The organism is Pseudomonas sp. DC3200b2, assembly GCF_049895785.1.
In the GTDB taxonomy this organism is placed as follows: Bacteria; Pseudomonadota; Gammaproteobacteria; order Pseudomonadales; family Pseudomonadaceae; genus Aquipseudomonas; species Aquipseudomonas massiliensis.
Map to the genome: position 1 here is coordinate 513,758 of NZ_JAFCTA010000002.1, position 24,480 is coordinate 538,237.

Genomic DNA, 24,480 nt, shown 5'->3' on the forward strand with positions numbered 1-24,480 from the left:
GTGCTTGCATTGCATGCGACCCCGCCCTGGGTTAAGGTCCCCGGCCTTTGGAAGCCCTCCTTTTACGAGCCTGGCTTATATGAACCGATGACCCCTGGCGCGCGGCCTGCCCAGGGCCACACTGGAGCCTCAGCCATGTCCAGCGCCTCCTATGTGCCCAATCCCGATCTGCTCGCTTATGCGCGGCAGGGTCGTGCCAGCTACCGGGGGATGATCCCTCGGGCGGGCATCCCTGAGCCCGTCGCCGAGGTCCGCGAGCTGAGCATTCCGGCCAGGCAGCCCGAGCGGCGGATCCCGGCGCGACTGTATGTTCCCGCTACCGCCGGATGCTCCAACGCAGGGCCCATGGTTCTGTTCTTTCATGGCGGCGGGTTTCTTTGCGGCGACCTGGACACCCATGAGGCCATGCTGTGCGCCTTGGCCAACCGAAGCGGCGCGCCGGTGCTGTCGCTGGACTACCGCTTGGCGCCGGAGTCGCCATTCCCCGCGGGGCTGGAAGACTGCCATGCCGCGCTGTGCTGGCTGGCGGAGCGCGCCGCCGACTGGGGTGCTGACCCGGCGCGTCTGTTCCTGTGCGGGGACAGCGCCGGCGGCAACCTGGCGGCCGCGGTCTGTCTTCTGGCGAAGCAGCGCGGCGGCCCTCAGGCCGCGGGGCAGGTATTGTTTTACCCGAACCTCGATGGCACCTGCGATACCCCATCCTGGGCCGAACTGGGGAACCGCTATTTTCCTACCAAGGCAGCCATGGAACTGACGCTGCGCTGCTACCTGCCGGGGCCCGCAGAAGATCGGCTGCAGCCTCTGGCCGCGCCCTTGCGCGGTGAGCTGAGTGGGCTCCCGGCCGCCTTGGTGATCACGGCGCAGCTCGACCCACTGAGGGATGAAGGGCAGGCCTATGCCCATAAGCTCATCCAGGCCGGCGTCTTCGCCCGGCATGTGGAATGCCCTGGCATGGAACACGGCTTCGTGCAGTTCTATCAGGCGCCGCATAACCTCGAGCAGGGCCAGCGGGCCTTGAGCGAAGCCGCGCGCTTCATTCAGGGGGAGAACTGACCGTCACCGCTCTCGCTCTGTGCCTGCAGGAAGATGGAAAACAGCTCGGACTGGGACTTTATGCCCAGCTTGCTGTACATGTGCTTCTTGTGAACGCGCACCGTCTCGGCGGAAATCGCCAGCTTGCGCGCGATTTCCTTGCTCGAGCATCCGCTCAGCATCAAGCGGCCCACCTCCAGTTCTCGCGCCGTCAACTGCGCGCCTCGACTGCGCTGTACCGAAGCTTCCAGCTGCACACGCCAATCCAGCCCATCGGCCCGCGCATCCTGGGCCGTGCCGTCAGCCTCGGCGCGTTCATGGGCCATTCGCTGGCGCATCAGTGCCAGGACCCAGGGCTGTATGAGGGAAAGCAGGGAGAGCTGCGCGGGTGTGTATGGCCGCTTGGCCCCAAGGGACAGGCAAAGGGTATGGTCCGTGTCGAGTTGACAATTGAACTGCACCTCGTCGGCGACCACGTTCAGGCGGAAGTAGCGTTGGTAGTACTCGGTGAGTTCGAAGTGTTCCGGCGCGACCTCCGCCAGGCTGACCAGCCCGCTGCGAGGGCCTTCCCGGCTCGCGCAATAGAAAGGGTCCAGCAGATAAAGCCCGTGCAGGTAATCCTGGAACAAAGCATCGGCGCCCCCGTCTTCGGTGGGCGATTCGGCGAACACCAAGGGCCTGGCCGCGGATGAGAACTGCAACGCCACCCAGCTATCGAAGGGTACCTGCTGGTGAATGAGACGCACCAGGTGCGCCCAGAAATTGGGCCGCTCCAAAGCCTCGATCAATTGCCCTATCGCCCGGTGCCAGGCCATGTCTTCGAGCGAGACGCTCATCGAACTACCCTCAATGGGGTACCCCAGCTGCGGAATACCCCGTAAACAATGCCGGTGCGCATACTGCAGCACCGTTCAAAGGCTCGCTAGCGCTTTCGCACAGGCAGCCTCGCCCAAGGAGTTTTCATGAAGGTCGAATTTGCCCAGTTGGCGGGTCAGGATAATGTCACGGCCCATAACCTCGAACAGGCCCTGGCGGCCATCGAAGCCTGCGCGCCCGACACCAGCCTGATCGTGTTCCCGGAAACCCATCTGATGGGCTTCCCCTCTGCCGAGACCGTGGCCCGGGTTTCCGAGCCGGTGGACGGCCCAAGCGTCGGCGCCATTCAGGCGGCCGCCAAGGCGCGCAACCTGAGCGTCGCCATCGGCCTGGCCGAAAACGACCGCGGCCGTTTCTATAACACCACCTTGCTGATTACGCCGGAAGGCGTTGCCCTGAAGTACCGAAAGACACACCTGTGGGCATCCGACCGAGGCGTATTCAGCCCGGGTGATCGCTACGTGACCTGCCTTTGGCAGGGCCTGCGGGTGGGGCTGTTGGTGTGCTACGACATCGAATTCCCGGAATCTGCCCGGGCACTTGGCCAATTGGGCGTTGACCTGATTCTGGTCACCAACGGAAATATGGACCCATACGGACCAACCCATCGCACGGCCATCATGGCTCGGGCCCAGGAAAACCAGGCGTTCGCCTTGATGGTGAACCGGGTAGGCGAGGGCGACGGCGGCCTGGTGTTCGCCGGGGGCAGCGCCTTGGTCGATCCGCTCGGGCGCTTGTTGCACGAAGCCGGGCGGGAGCCGTGTCAGTTCACAGTGGAGCTCGACCTGGCCCAGCTGGCGCTCGCTCGCCGGGACTACCGCTATCTCGAAGACCAGCGGTTGCGCTTGCCAGGCGAGGTGATCGAGCACCCGGATGGCCGTTGCGAGCTGCTGATTCCCGCCTGAAGAGGGGCGTCAGTCGCCGAACGGGTGGCGCCGCGACCGGTTAGAACAAGAACATGACCCCCCCGCTGTTCCTTGAAACACCCTCTGCCATAACACCTATAATTTCGGAGTAAGTCGCTCATGGCTCGTTTGCAACCTACCCTTTCTCTAGGGGCGGTGGTGCTGTTCGGCATCGCCTATATGACGCCCATCATCGTGCTCGGCACTTTCGGCATCCTGGCCCAGGCCACCGGCGGGCGGGTGTCGGCAGCCTATTTGGCGGCGCTGGTGGCCATGCTTTTCACGGCGATGAGTTATGGCCGCATGGCCGCGGCGTTTCCGGTGGCGGGCTCGGCCTACAGTTACGTGCGCAAGGCGATCAGCCCGAAGCTGGGCTTCATAGCCGGCTGGGCGGTGCTGCTGGACTACCTGTTCCTGCCCATGGCCATCTGGCTCATAGGCGCGGCCTACCTGGGCTCGGCCTTTCCTTCCGTGCCCCAGCCGGTGTGGGTGCTGGCGTTCATCCTGGTGACCAGCGCCATCAACATCGTAGGGTTGAAGCTGGCCAACACGGTCAATGCCCTGTTGATGGCGATCCAGTTCCTGGTGCTGGTGACCTTCGTGACGCTGTGCATTCATTACCTGGGCGGCGACCCTCGCATGCCGCTGTGGTCCCTCGCTCCCTTCAGCAATGGGGATCTTCAGCTGCCAATGATCATGAGCGGCGCCGCCATTGCCTGCTACTCCTTCCTGGGGTTCGACGCCGTGAGCACTCTGACCGAAGAAACCCGCGACCCGCGGCGCACCATTCCCAAGGCTATCCTGCTGATTACCCTGGTAGGCGGGGTGATCTTCGTGGGTGTCTCCTACTTCGTTCAATTGGCGCACCCGGGAGATCAGTTCAGCAGTGTCGACTCGGCGGCCTACGAGATCGCTCGCAACATTGGTGGTGACCTGTTCGTCAGCCTGTTCCTCATCGGCCTGGTGGTCGGGCAATTCGCCTCGGGGCTCTCGGCCCAGGCCAGCGGCTCTCGATTGCTCTATGCCATGGGCCGCGACCGGGTGTTGCCGGCCTCGATCTTCGGCCGCCTGAGCGGACGCTTCGGCACTCCCGTGAACAGCATCCTGCTTTGCGCCTTGGTGGCACTCCTGGCCCTGAAGCTGGACGTGAGCACCTCCACGTCCTTCATCAACTTCGGCGCGTTCCTGGCGTTCAGCCTGGTGAACCTGGCGGTGATCTTCCATTACTGGATAGCCGGCAAGGCACGCGGCGCCCGGGCGTTCGCGGTATTTCTGATATGTCCGCTGATGGGCTTGACGGCAGACCTCTGGCTGATGGTCAGCCTGGATAAGCTGGCTGTGATGCTGGGCTTGGCCTGGCTGGCGCTGGGGTGTGTCTACCTCGCGTGGCTGACGGGCGGTTTTCGTCGACAGCCACCGGAAATGGACTTTCAGGAAGCCACTTGATCAGCGCAGCGGCGGGCCCAGAAATGTAGTAATTGCTTACAAATCCCTAGCCTCACGTGGACGCCGGCCTGGTCGAAAAACTGTAGAGGAGCGGAGCAGGGGCTCGCTCTGTATTGACCAAGCTGTTCATGGAGGATGGGATGAGCCTTCGTTCACTCAATATAGGGCCGCGCTCGGCGCTGTTCTTCGGGTTGATGTGCTTGCTGCTGGTGTTGCTGGGGCTGGTCGCTTTGCGACAGGCCAAGGTGCTCGATGAGTCCGAGCGGTTCGTTGAGGAAAACGTAGTGCCGAGCATGCGCGTGCTGGGCATCCTCGGCCAGGAATTCGCGGAAATACGGGGCAACAATGCGCGCCTGCGCAACCTTGGCGAGCCGATTGAAGCCCGCACCAGAGCCAGCGCCGACGTGCGACGGAACCGTGCCCACATCGAGCAGGCCCTCCAGCAGCTGGAGCAACTGATCGTTACTCCGCAGGGGCGCAAGGGGTTGGACGAACTCAAGGCGCTGTCGCGTGGCTACGACGTCCACCTCGATCGCTACGCCGCCCTGGTCGCTCAGCAGGACATGGCCGCGGCCACCGCGCTATCGGCCGGCGAGATGCGTCAGGCCGCCGAGGAGATAGATGCGACGCTGACGCGCCTGCTGGAGGTCAATACCAAGAAGGCAGCCAATGCGGGCCTGGCAGCGCGCGCAGCTTATGGCCAAACCATCGCCCTGGTCGTGGGCTTTATCGTTGTAGGGGTACTGCTGTCCATCGCCCTGGCGGTACTGTTCACCCGTAGCCTGACGCGTCCGGTGCGGCAGGCGCTGCTCGTGGCCGAGCGCATCGCCGCCAACGACCTGAGCCAGGCTATCGAGGTCGAAGGCCAGGACGAACCGGCGCGGATGATGGCCGCCTTGGCCAACATGCAGGAAAACCTACGTGCCGCCGTCACCCTGATCGGGGATTCGGCCACCCGCCTGGCTGCCACCTCGGAAGAGATGCATGCCGTTACCGAAGATGCCGCTGGCGCGCTGCACCGGCAGAACGGCGAAATCGAGATGGCCGCCACGGCGGTGACGCAGATGAGCGCAGCGGTGGACGAGGTAGCGGGCAATGCCGCCGCGGCTTCGGATGCCGCGAGCCAATCCGCTCGGGCCGCGCTCGATGGGCGTAGCCAGGTCAGCGAGACCGTCGCCGCTATCACTTCGATGGTTTCCACCGTGGCGGCGACCTCTGGCCGCGTAGAAACCCTGGCCGAAAACGCCAAGGCCATCAGCAAGGTGCTGGAAGTCATCCGGACCATCGCCGAACAGACGAATCTGCTGGCGCTCAATGCTGCCATCGAAGCTGCCCGGGCCGGAGAAGCGGGGCGGGGCTTCGCCGTGGTGGCGGACGAGGTGCGAGCCCTGGCTCATCGCACGCAGTCTTCGACCCTGGAGATCGAGCAGATGGTCAATGTCATACAGTCCGGAACCCACAATGCCGTCGCGTCCATGCATCAGACCAGCGAGCAGGCCCAGCAGACGCTGCACAAAGCCGAAGCGGCGGGATTGGCGCTGACCACCATCACCGCATCGATCGGGCAAATCAACGAGCGTAACCTGCTGATTGCCACGGCGGCCGAAGAACAGGCGCAGGTGGCGCGGGAGGTCGATCAGAGCCTGGTGAGCATTCGCGACCTGTCTGGACAAACGTCCGACGGATCGCGCCAGACGACGATCGCCACGGGCGAGCTGTCGCAGTTGGCGACCGAACTCAGTAGCCTGGTCAAGCGGTTCAAAGTGTGAAGGTGCCGGTCCGCAAGAGCGCGAGGCCAGGGGTGGCTGTAAACATTGTTATAACGTAACATTCGGCTCCTTTGATGGAGCCGCTCTCATGTCCTCTGTGCATCCTGGCGCCGCCAGTACCGCTTTTCGTTTACCGGTTACCCTGTTGTCCGGCTTTCTGGGCGCCGGAAAGACCACCTTGCTTAACCACATTCTCGATAACCGCGAAGGTCGCCGTGTGGCCGTCATTGTCAATGACATGTCCGAGGTGAACATCGATGCCGCGCTGGTGCGAGGCGGTGGCGGGGTGCTATCTCGTACGGAGCAGACCTTGGTGGAAATGAGCAATGGCTGCATCTGCTGCACACTCCGTGAAGACCTGTTGTTGGAAGTGGGTCGACTGGCCCGGGAGGGGCGCTTCGACCAATTGGTCATTGAATCCACGGGGATCTCCGAACCGTTGCCCGTGGCTGAAACCTTCACCTTCGCCGATGAGCAGGGGCGCTCCCTTTCCGATGTCGCCCGGCTCGACACCCTGGTGACGGTGGTCGATGCCTGTAATTTTCTCAAGGACTATGAAAGCGATGACAGCCTTCAGGCTCGAGGCGAGTCCCTGGGTGAAGAAGATGATCGGGGCGTCGTCGATCTGCTGGTAGAGCAGGTCGAATTCTGCGACGTGATCGTGCTCAACAAGCTGGATCAGGTTTCATTCGCCGAGCAGGCGCGGCTCGAAGCGATCCTTCACCGGCTCAATCCAAGGGCGCGTATCGAGCCGGCGCATTTTGGCCGGGTGCCCTTGGAGCGAGTACTGGACACAGGCTTGTTCGATCTGGAGCAAGCCGCCGCGGCGCCAGGGTGGTTAGCCGCATTGAGGGGCGAAGAAGTCTCTGAAAGCGACACCTATGGTATTAGCAGCTTCGTCTATCGCGCGCGACGGCCCTTCCACCCGGAGCGCTTCCATTGCGCTATCAGTCAGTCCTGGCCCGGTGTCATTCGCTCCAAGGGCTTTTTCTGGCTGGCCAGCCGCCCAAGCGAGGCCTGCGAATGGTCCCAGGCCGGCGGGCTCTGCCGTCACGGCCCAGCCGGGGTATGGTGGGTGGAGGTGCCCCGGATTCAATGGCCGATCGAGCCCGCACAACGGGCCGCAATCGAGGCCCTGTGGGACAGCCAGGTGGGCGACGCTCGTCAGGAGCTGGTACTGATCGGCATGGACATGGACCGGCCCGCCCTGACCGCCATGCTGGAGCGCTGCCTACTGACGGACGAGGAGATGATCGGGGGACCAGGCGCCTGGCAGCGGCTGCCGGACCCTTTCCTGTAAAAGCAGCCTTGTGGGTAGCCGCTTCAGCGGGCGAACGCGACCAAGCAATCCAATAGCTGCTGTATTGCTCACGTAGAGGACACCTACCAGCGGTCCAGGCGGTAAGGCTCCAGCACCACAGGACGCCTTTCCGAGCTGGCCAGCTCACCGATGAGCTCGGCGGTGATCGCCGCCTGGGTCAGACCCAGGTGCTGGTGACCGAAGGCCAGCAACACTTTGCCACCGGCGGCGTGGTCGATCACCGGCAAGGAGTCGGGGAGGGAAGGCCGCAGGCCCATCCAGGGTTCGGCCCCCTCGAAGTTCAAGGGCGCGCGAAACAAGCCCTGGCTGAGCGACTGTAGTTGCCAGGCGCGGCGCATGTCAGGAGGGCGCCTGAGCCCGGCGAACTCCACCGTGCCGGCCAAGCGTAATCCGCCGCTCATGGGCGTCATGATGAATTTGCGCTCGTATGAGGTCACCGCGAAGGGCAAACGATTGCGCTCGGCCGGCAGCATCAGGTGATAACCACGCTCCGTATCCAGAGGCACGCGTCGCCCGGTCAAGGCTGTAACCAGGGGCGCCGAGTGAGCGCCGCAGGCGATCAGCACTCGTCTCGCGCTCAGGGCGCCCTGGTCAGTGTTCAGAGTCACGCCCGCCGGGTGGACGCAGCCATCGCTGACTCGCCCGCGCAGTATTCGCGCGCCGTAGGCTTGAGCGGCGCGTGCCAGTTCGTTCACCACCCGCAGCGGGTCCAGGACATGACCGGTATCTGGAAAGAACAGACCGCCCGCGACCGTTGGCGCCAGCGCTGGCGCGGCCTGCAATATCTGCGTGGCGGTCCAAGGTTCCACCTTGACACCCTGTTCGCCCAACCGCCTTTCCAGGCCCTCGATGCCAAGAGCGGAACCAGGATGCTCATGCATCAACAATGAGCCCTCCAGACGCAGCAGCGTCATTTGCCCGATTTCGCCAAGCAGGCGCTGCCAGGCCCCAAGGCTGCGCTCGTTCAGCGCACGCAGCCCTGCCACGGTTTGCCGGAACGGCTCAGGTCGCAGGTTCCACAGCAGGCGGCTCAGCCAGGGCAGCGCGCGGGGCAGGTAGCGCCAGTCCAGACGTAAAGGCCCCAGGGGATCCATCAGCATGCCGGGCAACCGCCGCAATAAAGAAGCATCGGCGATGGGAAACACCTGCTCGGTCGCCAAGTGTCCCGCATTGCCATAGGAGGCACCGTGCCCAGGCGCCTGGGCATCGACCAGCTGCACTCGCAGGCCCTGGCGGGCGAGCCTCAGAGCACAGGCCACGCCCACGATTCCGGCGCCTATCACAAGCATGTCCACCCCCGGGGCTGTCCGGTCGGCAGCAGGCGTTATCGCCGTCATATCAAGCATCCTTGATGGCTGAAGGTTCAGAGCAGGTTCTGCTCGCGTGACCAGTCGGCGTACCAGGTCTGGAACAGCCGGTATTGGGTTTCGGCATAACGGCGTTGGGCATCGCTGAGACTGTCCGTGGGGTTGAAATGCAGGCGATAGGCCTCTTCGCCGTTGAGCAGCATCAGGTACTTGTAATACAGCACCAGGTCGGTGCCTTCGTCGAATGACGACAGCACGGCCAGGGCAGCTTCCAGCTCACCCGCCAAGCGGCGGGCCTTGGCATCGCCTCGGGCCGCCTGCTTGCTGAGCGCGACCAATTGCAGCACTTCCCGAGGCAGCGCATTGCCGATGCCGGTGATGGCGCCGGTGGCGTTGCAGTTGACGAAACCGTGAACCACTTGGGTATCCACTCCGACCATCAGGGTTACCGCGTCGTCCTTGGAGGTAATGTGCTCGGCGGCATAGCGCAAATCCGCGCCACCACCGAACTCCTTGAAGCCGATCAGGTTGGGATGTTCGTGCCGCAGCTCGAAGAACAGGTCCGCCCGGGTGGCGAAGCCATAGTAGGGGCTGTTGTAGATCACCGCCGGTAGCTGGGGAGCCGCCCCCAGAATGGCAGCGAAATGGGCTTTTTGCGCGGCGGCGGAGGAGCCACGGGACAAAACCCTTGGAATCACCATCAGCCCCTGAGCACCCACCTTGGCCGCGTGGGCGGCATGGCTCACAGCCTCACGTGAATTCACCGCGCCGGTGCCGACGATGGTCGGCACCCCGGCGGCCACTAGCCGGGCCACGCCTTCCTGGCGCTGAGCCTCGCTCAGCAACGGCCAGTCCCCCATGGACCCGCAATACACCACCGCACTCATGCCAAGCTCCACCAGCTCGCGTCCCTTGGCCGCAAGGGCGTCAAAATCGGGCACGCGGTCCGCTGTACAGGGGGTCATCAAGGCGGGAATGCAACCAGTAAAGATCGAAGTGTTCATGACGAAGCCTCCAAGTGATGATGTCGGGAAAAGGAAATGCGTTCAGATGCCCCAGGCGAAGGGGTCGCTGTCATCGATAAGCAGGGTGCTGTCGGCGGTGAGGTAGGCACGCCCGGTAATGAATGGGCGGATGCGGTCGCCGTCCCATTCATAGCGCCCTTGGAACTGGCTGCCGGTGATGCTGGCCTGGACCCAGGTCTGGCCGGGCGCCAACTTACCGTCCGCGGCCAGGCACGCCAGCTTGGCGCTGGTGCCCGTGCCGCAAGGTGAACGGTCGTAGGCTTTTCCGGGGCACATCACGAAATTGCGGCTGTGGGCGACTTCGTCATCGGCGAACAGCTCCACGTGGTCAATCAGGCTGCCATCGTCGCCCCGGATGCCCTGGGCCTCCAAGGCTTTGAGCATGGCCCAGGTATAAGCGGTAAGCGCCTCGACGTTCGCCAGGCGCAGGTCCCGGCCATGATCAGCCACCAGAAAGAACCAGTTGCCGCCCCAGGCCACGTCTCCGTGAACGATACCGTAACCTGGAACTTCTACCGCCACATGCCGCGCTGAGCGCCAGGCGGGCACATTGCGCACCGTCACCGCGCCGTCGGCGTGCAAGGTCGCCTCCACCTGGCCCACTGGTGTGTCGACCTTATGCGCGCCAGGCGCGATACGCCCCAGGTGATGCAGGGAGGCGATCAGGCCGATGGTGCCGTGGCCGCACATGTTCAGGTAGCCCGCGTTGTTGAAGAAGATCACGCCGCATGTGGCATCGGCGGAGACGGGTTCGCAGTAGAGCGCACCCACCAGCACGTCGTTGCCGCGGGGTTCGAGCAGGCACGCCTTGCGCCAGCGGTCATGGCCCTGGCGCAGGGCGTCGCGCTTATGCGCCATGGTCGCGCCGGGCAGCTCAGGAAAGCCGCTGAGCACGAGGCGTGTCGGCTCGCCGCCAGTGTGGGAATCGATGACATGAACCTGATGCATGGGAATGTCCATTCGTTGTGGGAGGCTGTCAGTGCGGCTGTAAGTCAGGCGTTCTGCCGGAGCAGGCGAGGGGCCCCAGCGGCTCGGCGGCGCCCTCGTTTTCCTCTTCTTCAGGCTGTAGCTGCACAAGATGGGCCGGTACACCCGTAGCGGCCCCCCAGTAATAGATGCCCAGGGCGCAGCCGGCGACTACCAGGGTATCCAGCGGATGGCCGAGCACCCCCAGCCCGCCGAAACTGCCGAGACCAGAGAGCAGAATGGTCACCGCATAGAAGCCGATCAGCCAGGCGGAGCACCGGACCTGCTGGCCAAGGCTCAGAGGCCGGATCGGCACCAGTCGGCCGCACAGCAAGTACACCACGAACATGAGGATCTGCAGGCTCAGCAGCCAGGACACCGTCTTCCAACCAGACCAGTACACAATCAGCGCGGCGATGATGAACGACAGGGGCCCGAGCACGGCCATGCCCTTGACCCGGAACGGCCTCGCCAGCTGTGGCGCGTTGCGCCGCAGGGCGGCGACCGACACCGGGGCCACCGCATAGCTGAGTACGAGGGCGGCGGATACCACATTGATCAAGGCTTCCCAGGACGGGAATGGCAGTGTCCAGAATACCGAGAGCGCGAACGTCAGCCAGAGGGCAGGGCGGGGGATGCCGGATTCAGGGTCGATGCGAGTGAACACCTTGAAAAAGGTACCGGTGCGGGCCCACCCGTAGATGACTCGAGGCGTGGCATTCATGTAGATGTTGCCGCAGCCGCTGGGTGAAATCACCGCATCGGCCACCACCAGGTAAGCCAGCCAGCCCACGCCCAGGGCCAGGGCGATGTCGCGGTAGGGCAACGCCAGCTGTTTGCCCATGTTGGCCCAGCCTTCGGCCAGCATCTCCACCGGCACGCCGCCGAGGAATGCCGCTTGCAGCAGTACGTAGATGGCGGTGGACAGCAATACTGACAGAATCAACGCGATGGGAATGGTGCGCTGAGGATTCTTCACTTCGCTGGCCACCGAAATGATAGGGGTAAGGCCCAGGTAGGCGAAGATCACACCTCCGGCCGACACTGCCATCTCGACGCCTGACAGGCCAAAGGGCGCGAAACCGTGAGCCGCGAAATTTTCCGGGTTGAAGAAGGTGAACAGCACACCGATCACCAGCAACGGTACAACGAACTTGAACAGGCTCACCAGATTGTTGGCCTTGGCGAAGGTCTTCACGCTGCGGTAATTGAGCACGAAGAACAGGCACAGCAAGGCGAACTGGACGAGCCAGCCGGACAGGGTGGGGTCGCTGGAGCCGGCCTGAGTCAGGCTGGGAAACCAGGCCGCCGCATATTGGCGGGCGGCGACCACTTCGATGGCCACCAGGCTGGAAAAGGCGATCAGGGTAATGAAGCCCATGAGGTAGCCGAGCAGGGGGCCATGCGAGTAAACCGGGTAACGCACCACGCCCCCGGCCCGAGGCAACGCCGCGCCCAGCTCACAATAGACGATGCCGAGCAGCAGTACCGCGAAGCCCCCCAGCAGCCAGGAAAAGATGCCCGCCGGACCGGCGATGGCCGAGACGTGGCTTGCCGCGAACAACCACCCGGAGCCAAAGATGGCACCGAGGCCGATAAAGGTGAGGTCCAGCAACGAGAGCTGTCTTTTGAACTTGCCTTGGGCTGACATGGGATCGCCTTCTTGGGGTTATTGGAATAGGCAGGTGTGAAGCGCTTGGCTTGCTGTTGTTCGCACGTCTAAGGGCTGTGCCAAGCGTGCTTAGAGTGCCGCGGCTTTTCTTCCCAGGCTTGATGCCTTTAGGCGACGGCGATGACGAAATCGGCACAGTCCCAACGTGCGACCTGGCTGGACAGCCGACCAGTGCTGGCCCAAGCTGGCTCACTTCGTTCAACGGAGGCCGCAACGACCATGAGCCCAGCAAGCCTGAGCAACCTGATTCACGGCATGGCAGGAGAGGGCGCACCTACCCTTGACGCGCTGTTGGCCGCCGTGGCGCCCCTTGGCCCCTTGCTCGATGTGCTGCCCAACGCGGCTATCTTCATCAAGGATGACCAGGCGCGTTATGTGCTGGCGAACCAGGCGCTGGTAGAACGCTGCGGCCTGAAGATGGCTCGCCAGTTACTAGGCAAGACCAGCGCGCAGGTTTTCCCGGCCCGCTTCGGTCCCGGCTATACGGAGCAGGACAGGCGGGTGCTGGAGCAAGGGCTGGTGCTGGAAGGTCAACTGGAGCTGCATCTGTACGGCAGCCAGGAGCCAGGCTGGTGCCTGACCCATAAATGGCCGCTGAGCAATGCCGCGGGTGCCATCTACGGCCTGGCAGGGATCTCCCTGGACCTGCAACAAGCGGGGCACAGCCACCCGGCCTACCAGCGTCTGGCGGCGGTGGACGCTCATATTCGCGAGCACTTCTCCCAACCCATCAGCCTGGCAACCCTAACGGGCATCGCTGGCATCTCGGTGGCACAGCTGGAACGTTACTGCAAGCGGGTATTTCACCTGACGCCACGTCAGATGATCCAGAAAGCGCGCCTGGAGCACGCCCGACGCTTGCTGCAAGACCCAATGCCGATCATCGAGGTCGCCCTGCGCTGTGGCTATACCGACCACAGTGCTTTTACTCGGCAATTCAAGATGTTGACGGGTTTCACACCTGGCCAATACAGGAAGGCGATTTCGGGTTGAACCTTATCGCAAGTGCCGTTCGTCCAGAGCTTACGGCGATCTCGCACTAAAAAGGGAATCAAGGTAAAAGCGACCCGGTCAAGAACTCTGTAGGCGGTAAACATTACAGAGGTAACTCACATGACCATCGAAGCTGATACTCTGGAACAACTGACCCGCACCCTTCAACAACGCGGCCTTATGCTGGTGTCCGATATCCATTTCACCCGGGCGCCCTATCGGCATAATCACCGTTGGGTTTGCATCGTCGATTGACAGCAAGTCAACTATTGGCGCGCCGGTTATAGCTTGACCTTCAGATCCTTTACCGAGTGCGCGCGCTGCTCATCGAGCGAGTTGTAGTAGGTATTTTGTGTAGTGCTCAAGCTGTTATGGCGCAGGTCCGCCTGAAGGTCCTTCATGTCACGATGTTTGGCGTCGAACGTCGCCGACGTGTGCCGCAGCCAGTGCAGAGACGCGGAGCGTAGCTGATCGATCTCGTCTTCGCTCCAGCCTTCGGCCTGCATGCGCGCCAGAGAGCGGTCGAATACTTCTTGCAAGAGCGAGCGAACATGCCTGTCGGACAGTCCGCCTCGGCCTTTGAGCGTGCTGATCAAGGGTAACTTCTCATGGGGCGAGGGCAGCGGCGAAAGTTGACGGTAAGTGCGGTAGCGCACCAAATAGGTTTGGACGTAGTCATCCCGCACGCTGATCTTCGCTGCCTTGTTCCCCTTGCCAATGACATGCAGCCACCAGTGGCCGCGAGTGTCACGACGAAAGTCGCCCATGGTCGGCACCCAATTTTCCCGGCCTACAAGATCTGAAATGCGCAAGTACATGGCATAGAGTGTCGCTACGATGAACAGTGTGCGCTCGTGCTCAGGCTCTTCAGCGGCCATGAGTTCCGCTGTTTCGATGACGAAATTCCATTGCAGCTGGGTCAAGGATCGCGAGGCCACGTCTACCGTGTTGCGCTGCTTGTATACGGATTTCTGCCGAACCGCCCGGAAGGGATTCACTTCCGTAAGCCCTTCATCGATGGCGTACTGAAAAAAGCTGCCGCATACCGCGAACACCTGCGCCACCGAACCCTGGCTCATCTTGTAGCTGGGCGAGGGCAGCGGCAGGTTGTGTTCGGCGGCGATCTTGCGTTCGCGCTTGGCCACGGTGGTGCTGAACGGCCGCCACGCCGGGTTGGTTTCGTACCTATCATCGTGCTGAGCCTTGCGGCCTCCGCAGCGCAGGAAGCGAGACTTCACCACCGGCCCCACCCAATCGGCCGGTGGGTTCAGACAAAACTCCATGAAGGCCTCGGCATCACGCCGGCGCAGCTCAAGCAATGGCTTGTTGGCTGAGAGCAGGGCCCATAACAGAAGCCGCTCCACATGAGTACGGTAGGACGTAAAGGTAGCCTCATTGCCCGCGTAAGACTTCAGGAAACCGCGCACGGCCTGGTAACTTTCGGCTGGTCGCGCCTCTGGACTGCATCCATCGAGGAAGGCGCGTACATCGGCACGTTCCGCGCAAAGGCTCATGAAGTGCAGGTCAAGGAAACGGTCGTAGGTGTCGAACAAGGGCTGCGGTCGGGTAGCCATGGGGTGGTGTCTCGGGCGGAGCGGATCTGAAAGTAGGGTGCCTTAAACAAGCGCCAGGGAGCAAGTTGATTTCGGACGGATTTTCATTGCCGTTCAGGGACTTATGAATAGGCATGGGTAGGCGAAAAGTGTGGTTCTGAGTACCAGGGGCAGAGGTCGCGCACTTAGACATGGAATGCCTGGTTGTCAGTTTATTGGCGGGGCCAACTTGTAAGCGCAAGCCGGCGAGACCACGAAAAAGCAGGGCGTTTGGATCTTCGCTTTGAAGGACCGTAATATCCGGGTCTGGTAGTTATCGGATATTACAATCCTGACAGCGTGTCAGTTCGTTACTGCTCAGGGGGGCGGGACAATCAACTACCGTGAAAAATGCATGGTATATAAAGGCGGGTCACGGGATTCTCTAACATTCTGTCTTGTGAAGCCAGCCCCCCAAACGCAAGACGTGTGCCTGGATATAAGGCGTCTTTCCCGTTGAAAAGCACAGGCCCAGTGTCGGGCGGTTCATACAGGCTTGGACCTGACCTATGAGGAGCGCATCCAGCCTGGGCAGCCATGACAACAGGCGACGTTATACCAACGGCCTTCAGGTATGGGCCTCAAAAGCCCGCAACCGGCCGTGCCAACCACGTTGATTCGTGAATTCAAGCCCGATACAGCGTGACGCCCGCCGAGATGAACAGGATGGGCGCCAAGCGCACCGCGCTCATTGTAATGACGTTGTCGAGCTACGCTGAGCACGCCGGTGCCAGTGAAGGCGCCAAGCAGCGATCTCAATAGCGGGTCGCTGAAGCGAGTTCGCGACGGGATTCACCGTGGGTCCAGACAGAGCCTCAGCGCAGAGGCTTGTTGTCCGAACCAGGTTCACCTGAACTCAATGCACGAAGCATCTGCCTCAGTGAGGATCAGGTTCAACCGCTAGAGGTGGCGTGAGACTTGATGACCGACGTTAATGAAGCATCCGCTGACGCGCGGGTGGTCGTCAGGGAGTGGTGGTGTTGTGCATTCAGGGGATCACGTTCGGCCCCTGGGCTTGGTGCGTCTGCCATGGCTGACCCATGGCTTGAAACGGAAATATCTGATTACCGATAATCTACATTATGTTAAATCTTAGTTTAGGCTGGAGGTTTGCCGGTGCTGTCAGGACGCTTCGCAGAGTGGACTTCTTGTTTTTGAATGTAGATACGTCGAAGGCGCTCTCGTTACGGCAAACCCGGCATGCTTCCCGCTTTCGGCCTGCCGAACAATGTCTGAATACATCCGAAAAAAGCTACTGCCGCCTGGCGACCCAAAGCCAAGATTTCGGCGGAATCGTCTGATCTGCGAATGGGGATGTAGCTCACCGGGAAGCGTACCTCGCTTTCGTATCTGATCCTCCACCGACCTGGGCTCTGCTAAATTCTATCGACGGCACAAATTTAGGTGGGCGCCCCAGATGAGCTTCTGGAAATCAATGAAGACTGGCGTCCCTTGAAACGGGCTGGTCTGAAGCCCTACCAAACCGAGCATCACATCCAAAGTTGTCGAAGAGGATCCCTTTCTAGACTTGCCCACCCGCGTATCGATTTCGGGCCAGGCTATACCGAGACAAATTCTCCCTGCCCTATGGGTCTTCCTATGGAGAGGTTGCGTCAGTCGCGCTATGTCGCGCTATTAGTACGGCCCATAGTTCAGGCGCGACAGTTATCGGCCTCGGCCATCAACCATTCGCGGAACAGCCGCACGTTGGTCAGCTCACCGTGATCTGTCCTGTAGACGATATAATAAGCCTGCTGCAAAGGCCATTCACTAGCACCTGCCAAAAGCGGACGAATCAGGCGTCCGGCGTTAAGGTCATCCTGCACCATGATGCTGCGTGCCAGCGCCAGGCCCTGACGCTCGACGGCAGCCTGCAGCACGGCAGCAGAGTTGTTGATTCGCAAGCCATGGCCTGCGTCCACCTCGGGGTAACCCGCGCGATCAAGCCAGCTCCTCCAGCCCGGAAATGCGGCATCATTGAGCATGGACAGGTCGTGAATGAGCGTACACTTGTGCAGCGCACCAGGCTCCAGCTGGCCGTTGCGCAGCAGCGGATAGTCCGGCGCACAAACCGGAAACAATGACTCTTCCATGAGCCGTTCAGACGTCAAGCCTGGCCATTGACCACTGCCGTAGCGAACACCGATGTCCACCCGCTCGACCGTGAAATCCAGTGGACGGGCGTCGGTGTCCAACTGCACATCGAGCGTTGGATAAGCGCTTTGAAACCGTTCAAGCCGAGGTACCAGCCATTTGGAGGCGAAAGCCGGGCTGACCGTGACCGTCAAGCCACTATGTGCACTCCCCTCCCTCAAGCGCGCTACACCGATCGCCAGCCGATCGAATGCCGCCCGGATATCGGGCAGTGCAAGCTGCGCATTGGCTGTCAGTTCGAGTTGGCCGGTGCCGCGGCCTGCCCGGATGAACAATGAGGTGCCCAACCATGCCTCGAGGTTTCTGACCTGCTGGCCCACCGCTGCTGGGGTGACGTTCAACTCGGCCGCAGCAGCTGTGAAGGTTCCATGTCGGGCAGACGCTTCGAATGCCCGCAGCGCATTCAGGTAGGCCGGAGTTGCCATGTCAGGTATTCCATTTTCCTCAATCGATAAGCCAAGCCGCTGGCGTTCAGCTCAACGGCCAGGAATTCATGGAGCGTCAATGCCCGCTCATGCCGACTACGACAAAGCCTGTGAGCGCAATGGCTGCAGCCGTCAGGCAGTACGGAAGCTGGGTCTTGATGTGATCCATCATGTCATTGCCGGTGGCGGTGGCGGTGACAATCCCGGTATCGCTGATAGGCGACGAAGTGTCACCGAAGATGGCGCCAGAAATCGCAGCGCCAATGACCAGATAAGGGTCCGCCCCCGACGACACGGCGAGCTGGATACCGATGGGTATCATGATCGAGAACGTACCCCAGGACGTCCCCGTGGACAGAGAAATCACCGCCGCAACGACGAACACGAAGGCCGCCACGAGCCCCACCGGCACGATCATGCTGAAGTGGGACGACAGGTACTGCCCGATCTTGAGCTGGCTGGACAGGTCACCGATCAGGAATGCCAGCGTCAGTACAACTACCAGCGGCACCATCGCCTGATAACCTTCGACCAGATGATTGATGTATTCCCCAATGCGCATGACCCGCCGAACCCACACGTAGTGGATGCACCCCACGACCTGTCCGAAGATGACCGCCCACAGAATCGCCGTCGAAGCCGAACCATTGCCGATGACGCCCTTGCCGGTTATCAAGAGCCCAACCGGGACGAACAGGAACAGCGCCAGCAACGGTACCAGCAGGTTCGAAACGCCACCCTTTTGCGAGACCTGCTGCTCGCTCACCACTGCCAGAGGTGTGGCCCCTGGTCGTAGCTCGATCCCTTCGGCGGCGCGTTGCTTGGCACGGCGCATCGCGGGGAAGGCAAACGGTGTGAAAATGCTTAGCAGGACGAGGCCGATACTCGCCCAGGCGAATAGGTTATAGGCAATCGAATGCGCCAGGATGTTGAAGGGGTTGCCGGCAATGCTGCCATTATCGACCTGTACGGCGACGATGCCGAGCATCATGGCGCCCCAGCCATTGAACATGACCGAAGACCAGGCACTGATGCCCGCGTTCTTGATCACATAGGCGACTTGCTCACGGGCGATGCGGTGCTTGCGGGCGAGTTCGGCGGTCGCGGCGCCCGAAGTGAGCATGGCCAGGTAGCTGTCGATGAAGATCAGGATGGCCAGCAATCCTGCCAGCAATTGCGTGCTGACGGGGCCGCGCACGATCCTCAGACGCTCGGAGATCAGATTGACCAGCCCCTGCATGCCACCGGTGATTCTGGCCAGGTGAATCACGCCGCTGATCATCACGGTAAAGATCAGCGTCCTGACTACACCATCAGATTTGAAAACATCGATGGCGCCCTGTACCGAGCTTTCCAGCCCTTGACCAATATGGAAATTCGACAGCACCAGAAAACCGGCAAAACAACCTAGCATCAGTGACAAAATCACCTGACGCGTAAAAATGGCCAGGCAAATGGTTACCGCTGGGGAGAGAAGCCCCCATACGCCTATTTCATGCATCGCAAAGACCTCACGTTTTGTTCTTATTTGAAAAGGAACTGAGCAAGCGTTACGTCAAGCGTGCGCCTGCCTGAGCGACCCGACATAACCCAGCAAGCCCAACAGCGGACCGGGTATGAGGATCCACAAGGCATCGATACCCACCCGTTCGAACAGCCAGCTTATGCAGGCGATCGACACCACGGTGATGGCAAAGCCGATGCTGTTCTGAATGGCCAGTGCGCTGCCAACAGCATCCTGCGGGCACGCTTTAGCGGCGAGCGCCGAAAATTGAGGGGAATCGGCCACTACGCTGGCGCCCCATAGCGCAAGCAACAACAGCAACAACCACGGTTGCATCTGTGCCTGGACCAGCACGAAGAAAAGCCCGCAGAGGCCCGAAGTGCCAAGTGCCGTCAATGCGACCCGGTCACTGCCGATTCGCTGAGAGAGCACACCTCCGATCAGCGAGCCCAACGCGCCCACGGCCATGATGCAGAACGAAAGACCGGCAACACCCAGGGTGGGATAAGCTTGAGCCAGCCCAGAACGATCGACAATCAAAGGCACAACGGTCCAGAACGCGTACAGCTCCCACATGTGGCCGAAGTAGCCGAGGGTCGCTGCGCGAAACCGGCTAATTCTGAACGCACTCAGGATGGCGCCAGCACGCTTATGGGGGCCATTACCGGCAGGCCGCCCACCGCGCGCGTGCGGACCATCACCTAGCAGGCCGATGAGCACCGCGCCTGTCAGCGCCAGTACCGATGACGCGGCAATGATGGACTGCCACGACCACTCGGCCCCCATCAAGCGCAAGGCATGCGGCAAAGCCGTACCCAGCGTCAGCATGGCTACCAGCTGAGCCAGCGCAAGCCCGGTACGCTCCGGAGCCCAGCCGACGATCAGCTTCATCCCCATGGGATAGATGCCGGCCAAGGTCACCCCTACACAGAAGCGCAAGGCAGCCCCTGTGGCCAGGCCGTCAGCGACAAAGGCGAATGCCAGATTGAACAGCGCCCCTGCGATAGCACAGCAGAAGAACAGCGAACTGGCACGAAAGCGGTCAGCCATGCCGCTCAGGGACAGGCTCAAGGTGCCGACGATGAACCCGAGCTGTACGGCGTTGGTCAACCAACCGATATCGGCAGCAGACGCCTGCCAGGCCGTCATCAATGAGTCAGCGGCACCGTTGGCGCTGAACCACAACGAGGTGCCGAACAACTGCGCGATGGCAATGACGCCCACCGGACTCAACCACTTTAACAACAGCCCGCGCAGCCCGTGCGGGGCGGCGGTGACGGTAATGCTCATTGCGCAAATCCCGTTTTGAGGGTGAGCAAAAGCCGGCTGATCCGTGAACAGATCAGCCAGTCTCTATTGCATCGACGTAACGTCAGTGGATCAGTGCGCTGCCAGACTCGCCAGCCAGCGGCTATCTCGTGGGGATGGTCGACGGTGCAGGCGCTGGTCCAGCAATGCCCTCGCCTTCTCGGCTTCACCGGCGCGCATCAACGATACCAAGAGGGTGTCTTGAACGATTTCCCGCTGCGCACCACTACCACCGATACGCACCACTTCGTGCGCCAGCGGCTCCAGAATGCGCGCGCAATCGGTATAGTGCCCCTCAGCAAAAGCCATAACGGCGTGGCACAGTGCCGGCACCACCGGTCCTGCCTTGAGCTTGCCATCGTTGACCAGCGTATTCAGTACCGCCGCCCGCTGCTCCAGCGCAGCCTGATTGCCGGTTGCCGCAGCCAGCAGCGCCATATGGAAGTCGGCGAACGGGAAACCAGGTTGCTGGAAGTAGCTCGCTGCGTACTGCGCCGCCTCCTCCCACAGGCCCGCCGGTACCGTATGCCCGTAGGCCTGCAAGCGCCACAGGAACGAGGAAGTATCACTGATCACGTTGATCGGCAGCCCGGTGGCGACGGCCGGGGCGACATGTTCGGCATACATGCCCAGCGCCCCTTCGAGGTCATCACGCTCAGGCGCGATCAGCGCCCCATGCCAGGCGATGTGATTGTGCAAGGTACCGCTGCGGTCATAGCCGGGCAGCCAGCCCTTGATCACTGCGCCCGCTTCGTCATTGGCGCCCGCTTCGTACAGCACATGGGCCACCGCATGGACACCATTGACGTTGTTACGACGCAGCTCCAGCGAGCGTTGGGTCAAGGCACGCCCAAGCGATACATCGCCATTCTCGCCGTGCGCCCAGCCGCGGTAGTTAAGGAACCACCAGTCGTCTTCAGGGAAATGCCGCGCATGACGGTCGCAGAGTTCGACGCGCGCCTGGTCGTGATCTGCCATGCCAGAGAAGGCAAACAGGCCGAACGCCCCCAGTGGTAGGGACATGATCAGAATGTCCAGCGGCCACTGATCAAGGTGTTGCAACGCGTTGGCCAAGGCCTTCGCAGGTTCACCATTGATGACATAAGACAGCGTCTGGATATGGCTGCGCTCGCGCTCGGTGCCCCTAGCCTGAACCAACGCCTGGGCCTTGGCGATCCTGGCCTTGGCATCTGCAATCTCGGCGCGGATGGCATGAAAGCGTGCACGAGCTGCATGAGCCATGGCGAAATCAGGATCTGCGGCAATCGCTTCGTCGAGCGTTTCGGCGATACCGGTCCAAAGGGAGAGCAAAAGATCCACGCCTGCACGGTAGCGCTCTGCTGCGACCTCCGATGCGGTCGAAAGGGGCATGTTGTAACGGTCAACACAGGCCATGGTGTTCGCCACTCCTATTATGGGTTGAAGCTAAAGGGTACGAGATGGCCGCTTTACGGTAATACCCTGTGCGCGGCGGGCGGGCCATCTCGTTGCAGCATTAGAACCCATTCGGAAGTGGCAGACTTTCGACTAACCGACAGGCGATGTAGAACAAAAGACAGACTGCGCCGTATCATGAGTAAATTTGCAGTGCGCATGAGATTTGCTCCAGTTGACCGTGCGCATGATTCGTTATCCTGCGCCCTCACAGTTCCGGACGAGCCCACAATGAAATGGGACATTATCCAAGCCCCTCATGACCTGCCGCCCCCCGATCCGCTCAAGGTTCGCGCTCAGTCAATACCTGCCAGACACACCTTCCCTGAGCATTCGCATGCCTGGCATCAGATGGTGTATGCCATCTCCGGCGTGCTGACCGTTACCACCCGGGCAGGCTCGTTCGTCATCTCTCCTGAGCAGGCGGCCTGGCTGCCGACCGGGCTCGATCACAAGGTTGGCTCGATGTTTGGCGCCGAGTTTCGCAGCTTGTGGATCGATGAACGGATCGCTTCCGGCCTGCCTTCAGGTCAGCCGACGCTGTTTGGCGTCTCGCCCTTGCTCAAAGCATTGATCGTCGAAGCCGCACGCATCGAGCATGAACAGGACGATGACGGCTACGCGGCGCGCATCACGCAACTTATCCTTGATCAACTTCGTCGTGCGAGCCCCATATCCACTGCGTTGCCTTGGCCATCAAGTGCCTCGCTGGTGGGGTTATGCGAAACCTTGTACGCCGATCTTGCCGTTCCGACAGAAATGGCGGCATGGTCAAGTGTGCTTGGCATGTCTGAACGCACGCTGGCGCGGCGCTTCCTGGCTGAAACAGGCATGAGCTTACGAACCTGGCGCAGGCGCTTGCGCTTGTTCCGAGCCATTGAAATGCTGGGCAGTGGGCTGGACGTTACCCGTACCGCCCTGGAGCTTGGTTATGGTTCCACTTCTGCATTCATCTATGCGTTTCGCCAAGAGCTGGGTAGCAGTCCGCAGGCATACATGAAGGGTAAGACGGTAAACACAAGGCAGTGAACAAAGGTTTCATTGTCAGCCCTAAACAATTTCTGCATTGCTTGGGGTCCACTGGCCTGAAGAGAATGCGCGGTGCGCATCAACTCTTTAATGCTTGGAAAATTGTAATGTTCCTGTCGATCTCAAACCCGAACGTCTGGCGCCTGACCATAGCCCAGGCGCTTTCCGGTGCTAATTCCGTGGTGGTGTATGCCACTGGCGCCATCATCGGCAACATGTTGGCGCCTTCGGCGTCCTTGGCGACGCTGCCAATTACGGTATTCGTCGTCGGCATGGCACTGGCTACCCTGCCCATCGGCATGGTGGGCCGTCGCTGGGGCCGCACCGTGGCGTTCATGATTGGCAATGCCTGCGGAACTGTGATGGGCCTGCTTTCAGCATACGCACTGACGGTGGGTTCATTTGCACTGTTCTGCGTAGCCATGCTGTTCGGCGGGGCATACGCGGCGGTGGTGCTTACCTTCCGCTTTGCTGCCGCAGAATGCGTCGGCCAGGCGCAGCGCCCCAAAGCGTTGTCTACCGTGCTGGCCGGTGGCGTGGTGGCGGGCGTACTTGGCCCGCAATTGGTAAATGGCACCATGGGCATGTCTGGCCAGGCATATGTCGTCACCTATCTTGCCGCTGCCATCGTCGCGGTTTTGTCTGCCCTGGTGCTTATCGGTGTAAGGTTCAACCGCCCTGCGCCCCGTCCCGCCGCTCTGCCGGCCGGCGACCTGTTTAAAATAGTTCGCCAGCCCCGCTTCATCATCGCGATGCTGTGTGGCGTGGTCAGCTACATGATGATGAACTTCATGATGACCTCTGCCCCGCTGGCCATGGATCTGTGTGGCATTGCCAGGACGCATTCGAATACCGGCATCGAAATGCATGTGATTGCGATGTATGCACCGAGCTTCTTTACCGGGCGGTTTATCAGCCGATTTGGCGCACCGTCGATCATCCAGTGTGGCCTGCTGTTGATTGGCCTGGCGGCACTGGTGGGTATCTCCGGTATGAGCATCGGCCACTTCTGGCTCGCGCTGATACTCCTGGGTATCGGCTGGAACTTCGGCTTCCTTGGTGCTTCGGCATTGGTGCTGACATGCCACGCACCCGAAGATGGCCCGAGGGTTCAGGCGATCAATGATTTTGTGATTTTCGGCACGATGGTGGTGGGTTCATTCTTGTCCGGCGGGTTGCTCGATGCGTTCGGATGGACTGTGGTTTCAGGCCTAATCCTGCCTCCTGTCTTGATTGCCATGGCCGGCCTGGGTTGGCTGCAGCGCGCTCAGCGCCATGCACAAGCGCCGCGTGAGGCCTGAAGCAATGAGGCCAGGACGCCTTTGCGCACAGCGCCAGGGCGACCCGGAGGCTTAGAAAATTAGCACTTTCTCAGCTTCCATGGTCCAGTCTGCCAGTTTTCCAGGCGCCGCTCGCCGGGCCCCGGCGACCAGTTCTGCCTCGCGCATGCCCCGAGCATCCATTCCGTCGCCACACAGAGCGACCTCGCCCTTGCGCAAGATCTTGACCAAAACCAGCTCCAGGTTGTAGTGCCCAGTGGGTACCAGTTGGCCTGCGCGGGCGCAGCTGACCGCATCGGACTGTAGGTAAACCCGCACCTGCGCCTGTTTGCGAGCCGATAGCGACCCAGCGAGACGCAACGCATTGTAGGCCCGCTCTGAACCGTAGCTCGCATCGTTGATGATGAATAGAAATGCACTCATGTGCGTGCTCCTTTTCATA

Annotated in this window: 20 protein-coding genes and 1 pseudogene; 10 read left to right on the top strand and 11 right to left on the bottom strand. The window is 61.4% G+C overall.

The genetic code is table 11. The annotated features are described in order from the left end of the window. Positions 1–135: 135 nt before the first annotated feature. On the top strand, positions 136–1,053 hold the full coding sequence (locus tag ACP691_RS08090; protein ID WP_426199256.1) for an alpha/beta hydrolase: 918 nt from the start codon (positions 136–138) through the stop codon (positions 1,051–1,053). On the opposite strand, the gene ACP691_RS08095 is transcribed toward ACP691_RS08090, so the two are convergent. Beyond that, complete coding sequence (locus ACP691_RS08095; protein ID WP_426199258.1) at positions 1,038–1,868, bottom strand: response regulator transcription factor; 831 nt, start codon at positions 1,866–1,868, stop codon at positions 1,038–1,040. The two genes, ACP691_RS08090 and ACP691_RS08095, sit on opposite strands and share 16 nt — an antisense overlap. A 126-nt stretch (positions 1,869–1,994) precedes the next feature. Between ACP691_RS08095 and ACP691_RS08100 the strand changes: the two genes are divergently transcribed. The 5 genes and pseudogenes from ACP691_RS08100 to zigA all read left to right on the top strand — a co-directional run bounded on the left by ACP691_RS08100 (position 1,995) and on the right by zigA (position 7,328). Then, positions 1,995–2,813, top strand: coding sequence for a carbon-nitrogen hydrolase family protein (locus tag ACP691_RS08100; RefSeq protein ID WP_426199259.1), 819 nt, complete (start codon positions 1,995–1,997; stop codon positions 2,811–2,813). Positions 2,814–2,933: 120 nt separating this feature from the next. Next, positions 2,934–4,259, top strand: a complete 1,326-nt coding sequence (locus tag ACP691_RS08105; protein WP_426199260.1) for an APC family permease — start codon at positions 2,934–2,936, stop codon at positions 4,257–4,259. A gap of 140 nt (positions 4,260–4,399) precedes the next feature. Then, a pseudogene (locus ACP691_RS08110) lies at positions 4,400–5,173 on the top strand (MCP four helix bundle domain-containing protein); the annotation flags it as partial. A gap of 126 nt (positions 5,174–5,299) precedes the next feature. Next, positions 5,300–6,028, top strand: coding sequence for a methyl-accepting chemotaxis protein (locus tag ACP691_RS08115; protein ID WP_426199642.1), 729 nt, complete (start codon positions 5,300–5,302; stop codon positions 6,026–6,028). An 88-nt stretch (positions 6,029–6,116) separates the two neighbouring features. After that, positions 6,117–7,328, top strand: a complete 1,212-nt coding sequence (zigA, locus tag ACP691_RS08120; RefSeq protein ID WP_426199262.1) for a zinc metallochaperone GTPase ZigA — start codon at positions 6,117–6,119, stop codon at positions 7,326–7,328. An 83-nt stretch (positions 7,329–7,411) separates the two neighbouring features. On the opposite strand, the gene ACP691_RS08125 is transcribed toward zigA, so the two are convergent. Genes ACP691_RS08125 through ACP691_RS08140 form a run of 4 tightly spaced genes read right to left on the bottom strand, consistent with a single transcriptional unit; the run spans position 7,412 to position 12,298 of the window. Beyond that, a complete protein-coding gene (locus ACP691_RS08125; RefSeq protein WP_426199264.1) occupies positions 7,412–8,686 on the bottom strand; it encodes an FAD-dependent oxidoreductase in 1,275 nt (424 codons plus the stop codon). Positions 8,687–8,712: 26 nt separating this feature from the next. Beyond that, a complete protein-coding gene (locus tag ACP691_RS08130) occupies positions 8,713–9,660 on the bottom strand; it encodes a dihydrodipicolinate synthase family protein (protein WP_426199266.1) in 948 nt (315 codons plus the stop codon). Between the two features lie 42 nt (positions 9,661–9,702). Continuing rightward, complete coding sequence (locus tag ACP691_RS08135; RefSeq protein WP_426199268.1) at positions 9,703–10,629, bottom strand: 4-hydroxyproline epimerase; 927 nt, start codon at positions 10,627–10,629, stop codon at positions 9,703–9,705. A gap of 28 nt (positions 10,630–10,657) precedes the next feature. Next, positions 10,658–12,298: an APC family permease gene (locus ACP691_RS08140; protein WP_426199269.1), complete on the bottom strand. Its 1,641-nt coding sequence runs from the start codon at positions 12,296–12,298 to the stop codon at positions 10,658–10,660. Positions 12,299–12,574: 276 nt separating this feature from the next. Here ACP691_RS08140 and ACP691_RS08145 point away from each other — a divergent pair, with 276 nt between their 5' ends. After that, complete coding sequence (locus ACP691_RS08145) at positions 12,575–13,312, top strand: helix-turn-helix domain-containing protein (RefSeq protein ID WP_426199644.1); 738 nt, start codon at positions 12,575–12,577, stop codon at positions 13,310–13,312. 120 nt (positions 13,313–13,432) lie between these two features. Next, positions 13,433–13,567, top strand: a complete 135-nt coding sequence (locus tag ACP691_RS08150; protein ID WP_267904448.1) for a hypothetical protein — start codon at positions 13,433–13,435, stop codon at positions 13,565–13,567. A 26-nt stretch (positions 13,568–13,593) separates the two neighbouring features. Here ACP691_RS08150 and ACP691_RS08155 read toward each other — a convergent pair whose 3' ends face one another. The 5 genes from ACP691_RS08155 to ACP691_RS08175 form a co-directional block, all read right to left on the bottom strand. Continuing rightward, positions 13,594–14,886: a tyrosine-type recombinase/integrase gene (locus ACP691_RS08155; protein WP_426199272.1), complete on the bottom strand. Its 1,293-nt coding sequence runs from the start codon at positions 14,884–14,886 to the stop codon at positions 13,594–13,596. 1,670 nt (positions 14,887–16,556) lie between these two features. Then, complete coding sequence (locus ACP691_RS08160; protein ID WP_426199274.1) at positions 16,557–17,483, bottom strand: LysR substrate-binding domain-containing protein; 927 nt, start codon at positions 17,481–17,483, stop codon at positions 16,557–16,559. Positions 17,484–17,559: 76 nt separating this feature from the next. Further along, positions 17,560–18,984, bottom strand: coding sequence for a Na+/H+ antiporter NhaC family protein (locus ACP691_RS08165; protein WP_426199276.1), 1,425 nt, complete (start codon positions 18,982–18,984; stop codon positions 17,560–17,562). Between the two features lie 54 nt (positions 18,985–19,038). Then, positions 19,039–20,277 carry an MFS transporter gene (locus tag ACP691_RS08170; protein ID WP_426199278.1) on the bottom strand — a complete coding sequence of 413 codons (1,239 nt, stop codon included), beginning with the start codon at positions 20,275–20,277 and terminating at the stop codon, positions 19,039–19,041. A gap of 90 nt (positions 20,278–20,367) precedes the next feature. Further along, positions 20,368–21,690, bottom strand: a complete 1,323-nt coding sequence (locus tag ACP691_RS08175; protein WP_426199280.1) for a tetratricopeptide repeat protein — start codon at positions 21,688–21,690, stop codon at positions 20,368–20,370. Positions 21,691–21,960: 270 nt separating this feature from the next. On the opposite strand from ACP691_RS08175, the gene ACP691_RS08180 reads away from it, so the two are divergent. Further along, a complete protein-coding gene (locus tag ACP691_RS08180) occupies positions 21,961–22,758 on the top strand; it encodes an AraC family transcriptional regulator (protein WP_426199282.1) in 798 nt (265 codons plus the stop codon). A gap of 107 nt (positions 22,759–22,865) precedes the next feature. Continuing rightward, positions 22,866–24,059, top strand: coding sequence for an MFS transporter (locus ACP691_RS08185; RefSeq protein WP_426199283.1), 1,194 nt, complete (start codon positions 22,866–22,868; stop codon positions 24,057–24,059). A gap of 51 nt (positions 24,060–24,110) precedes the next feature. Here ACP691_RS08185 and ACP691_RS08190 read toward each other — a convergent pair whose 3' ends face one another. Further along, positions 24,111–24,461: a DsrE/DsrF/TusD sulfur relay family protein gene (locus tag ACP691_RS08190; protein WP_426199285.1), complete on the bottom strand. Its 351-nt coding sequence runs from the start codon at positions 24,459–24,461 to the stop codon at positions 24,111–24,113. Positions 24,462–24,480: the final 19 nt, after the last annotated feature.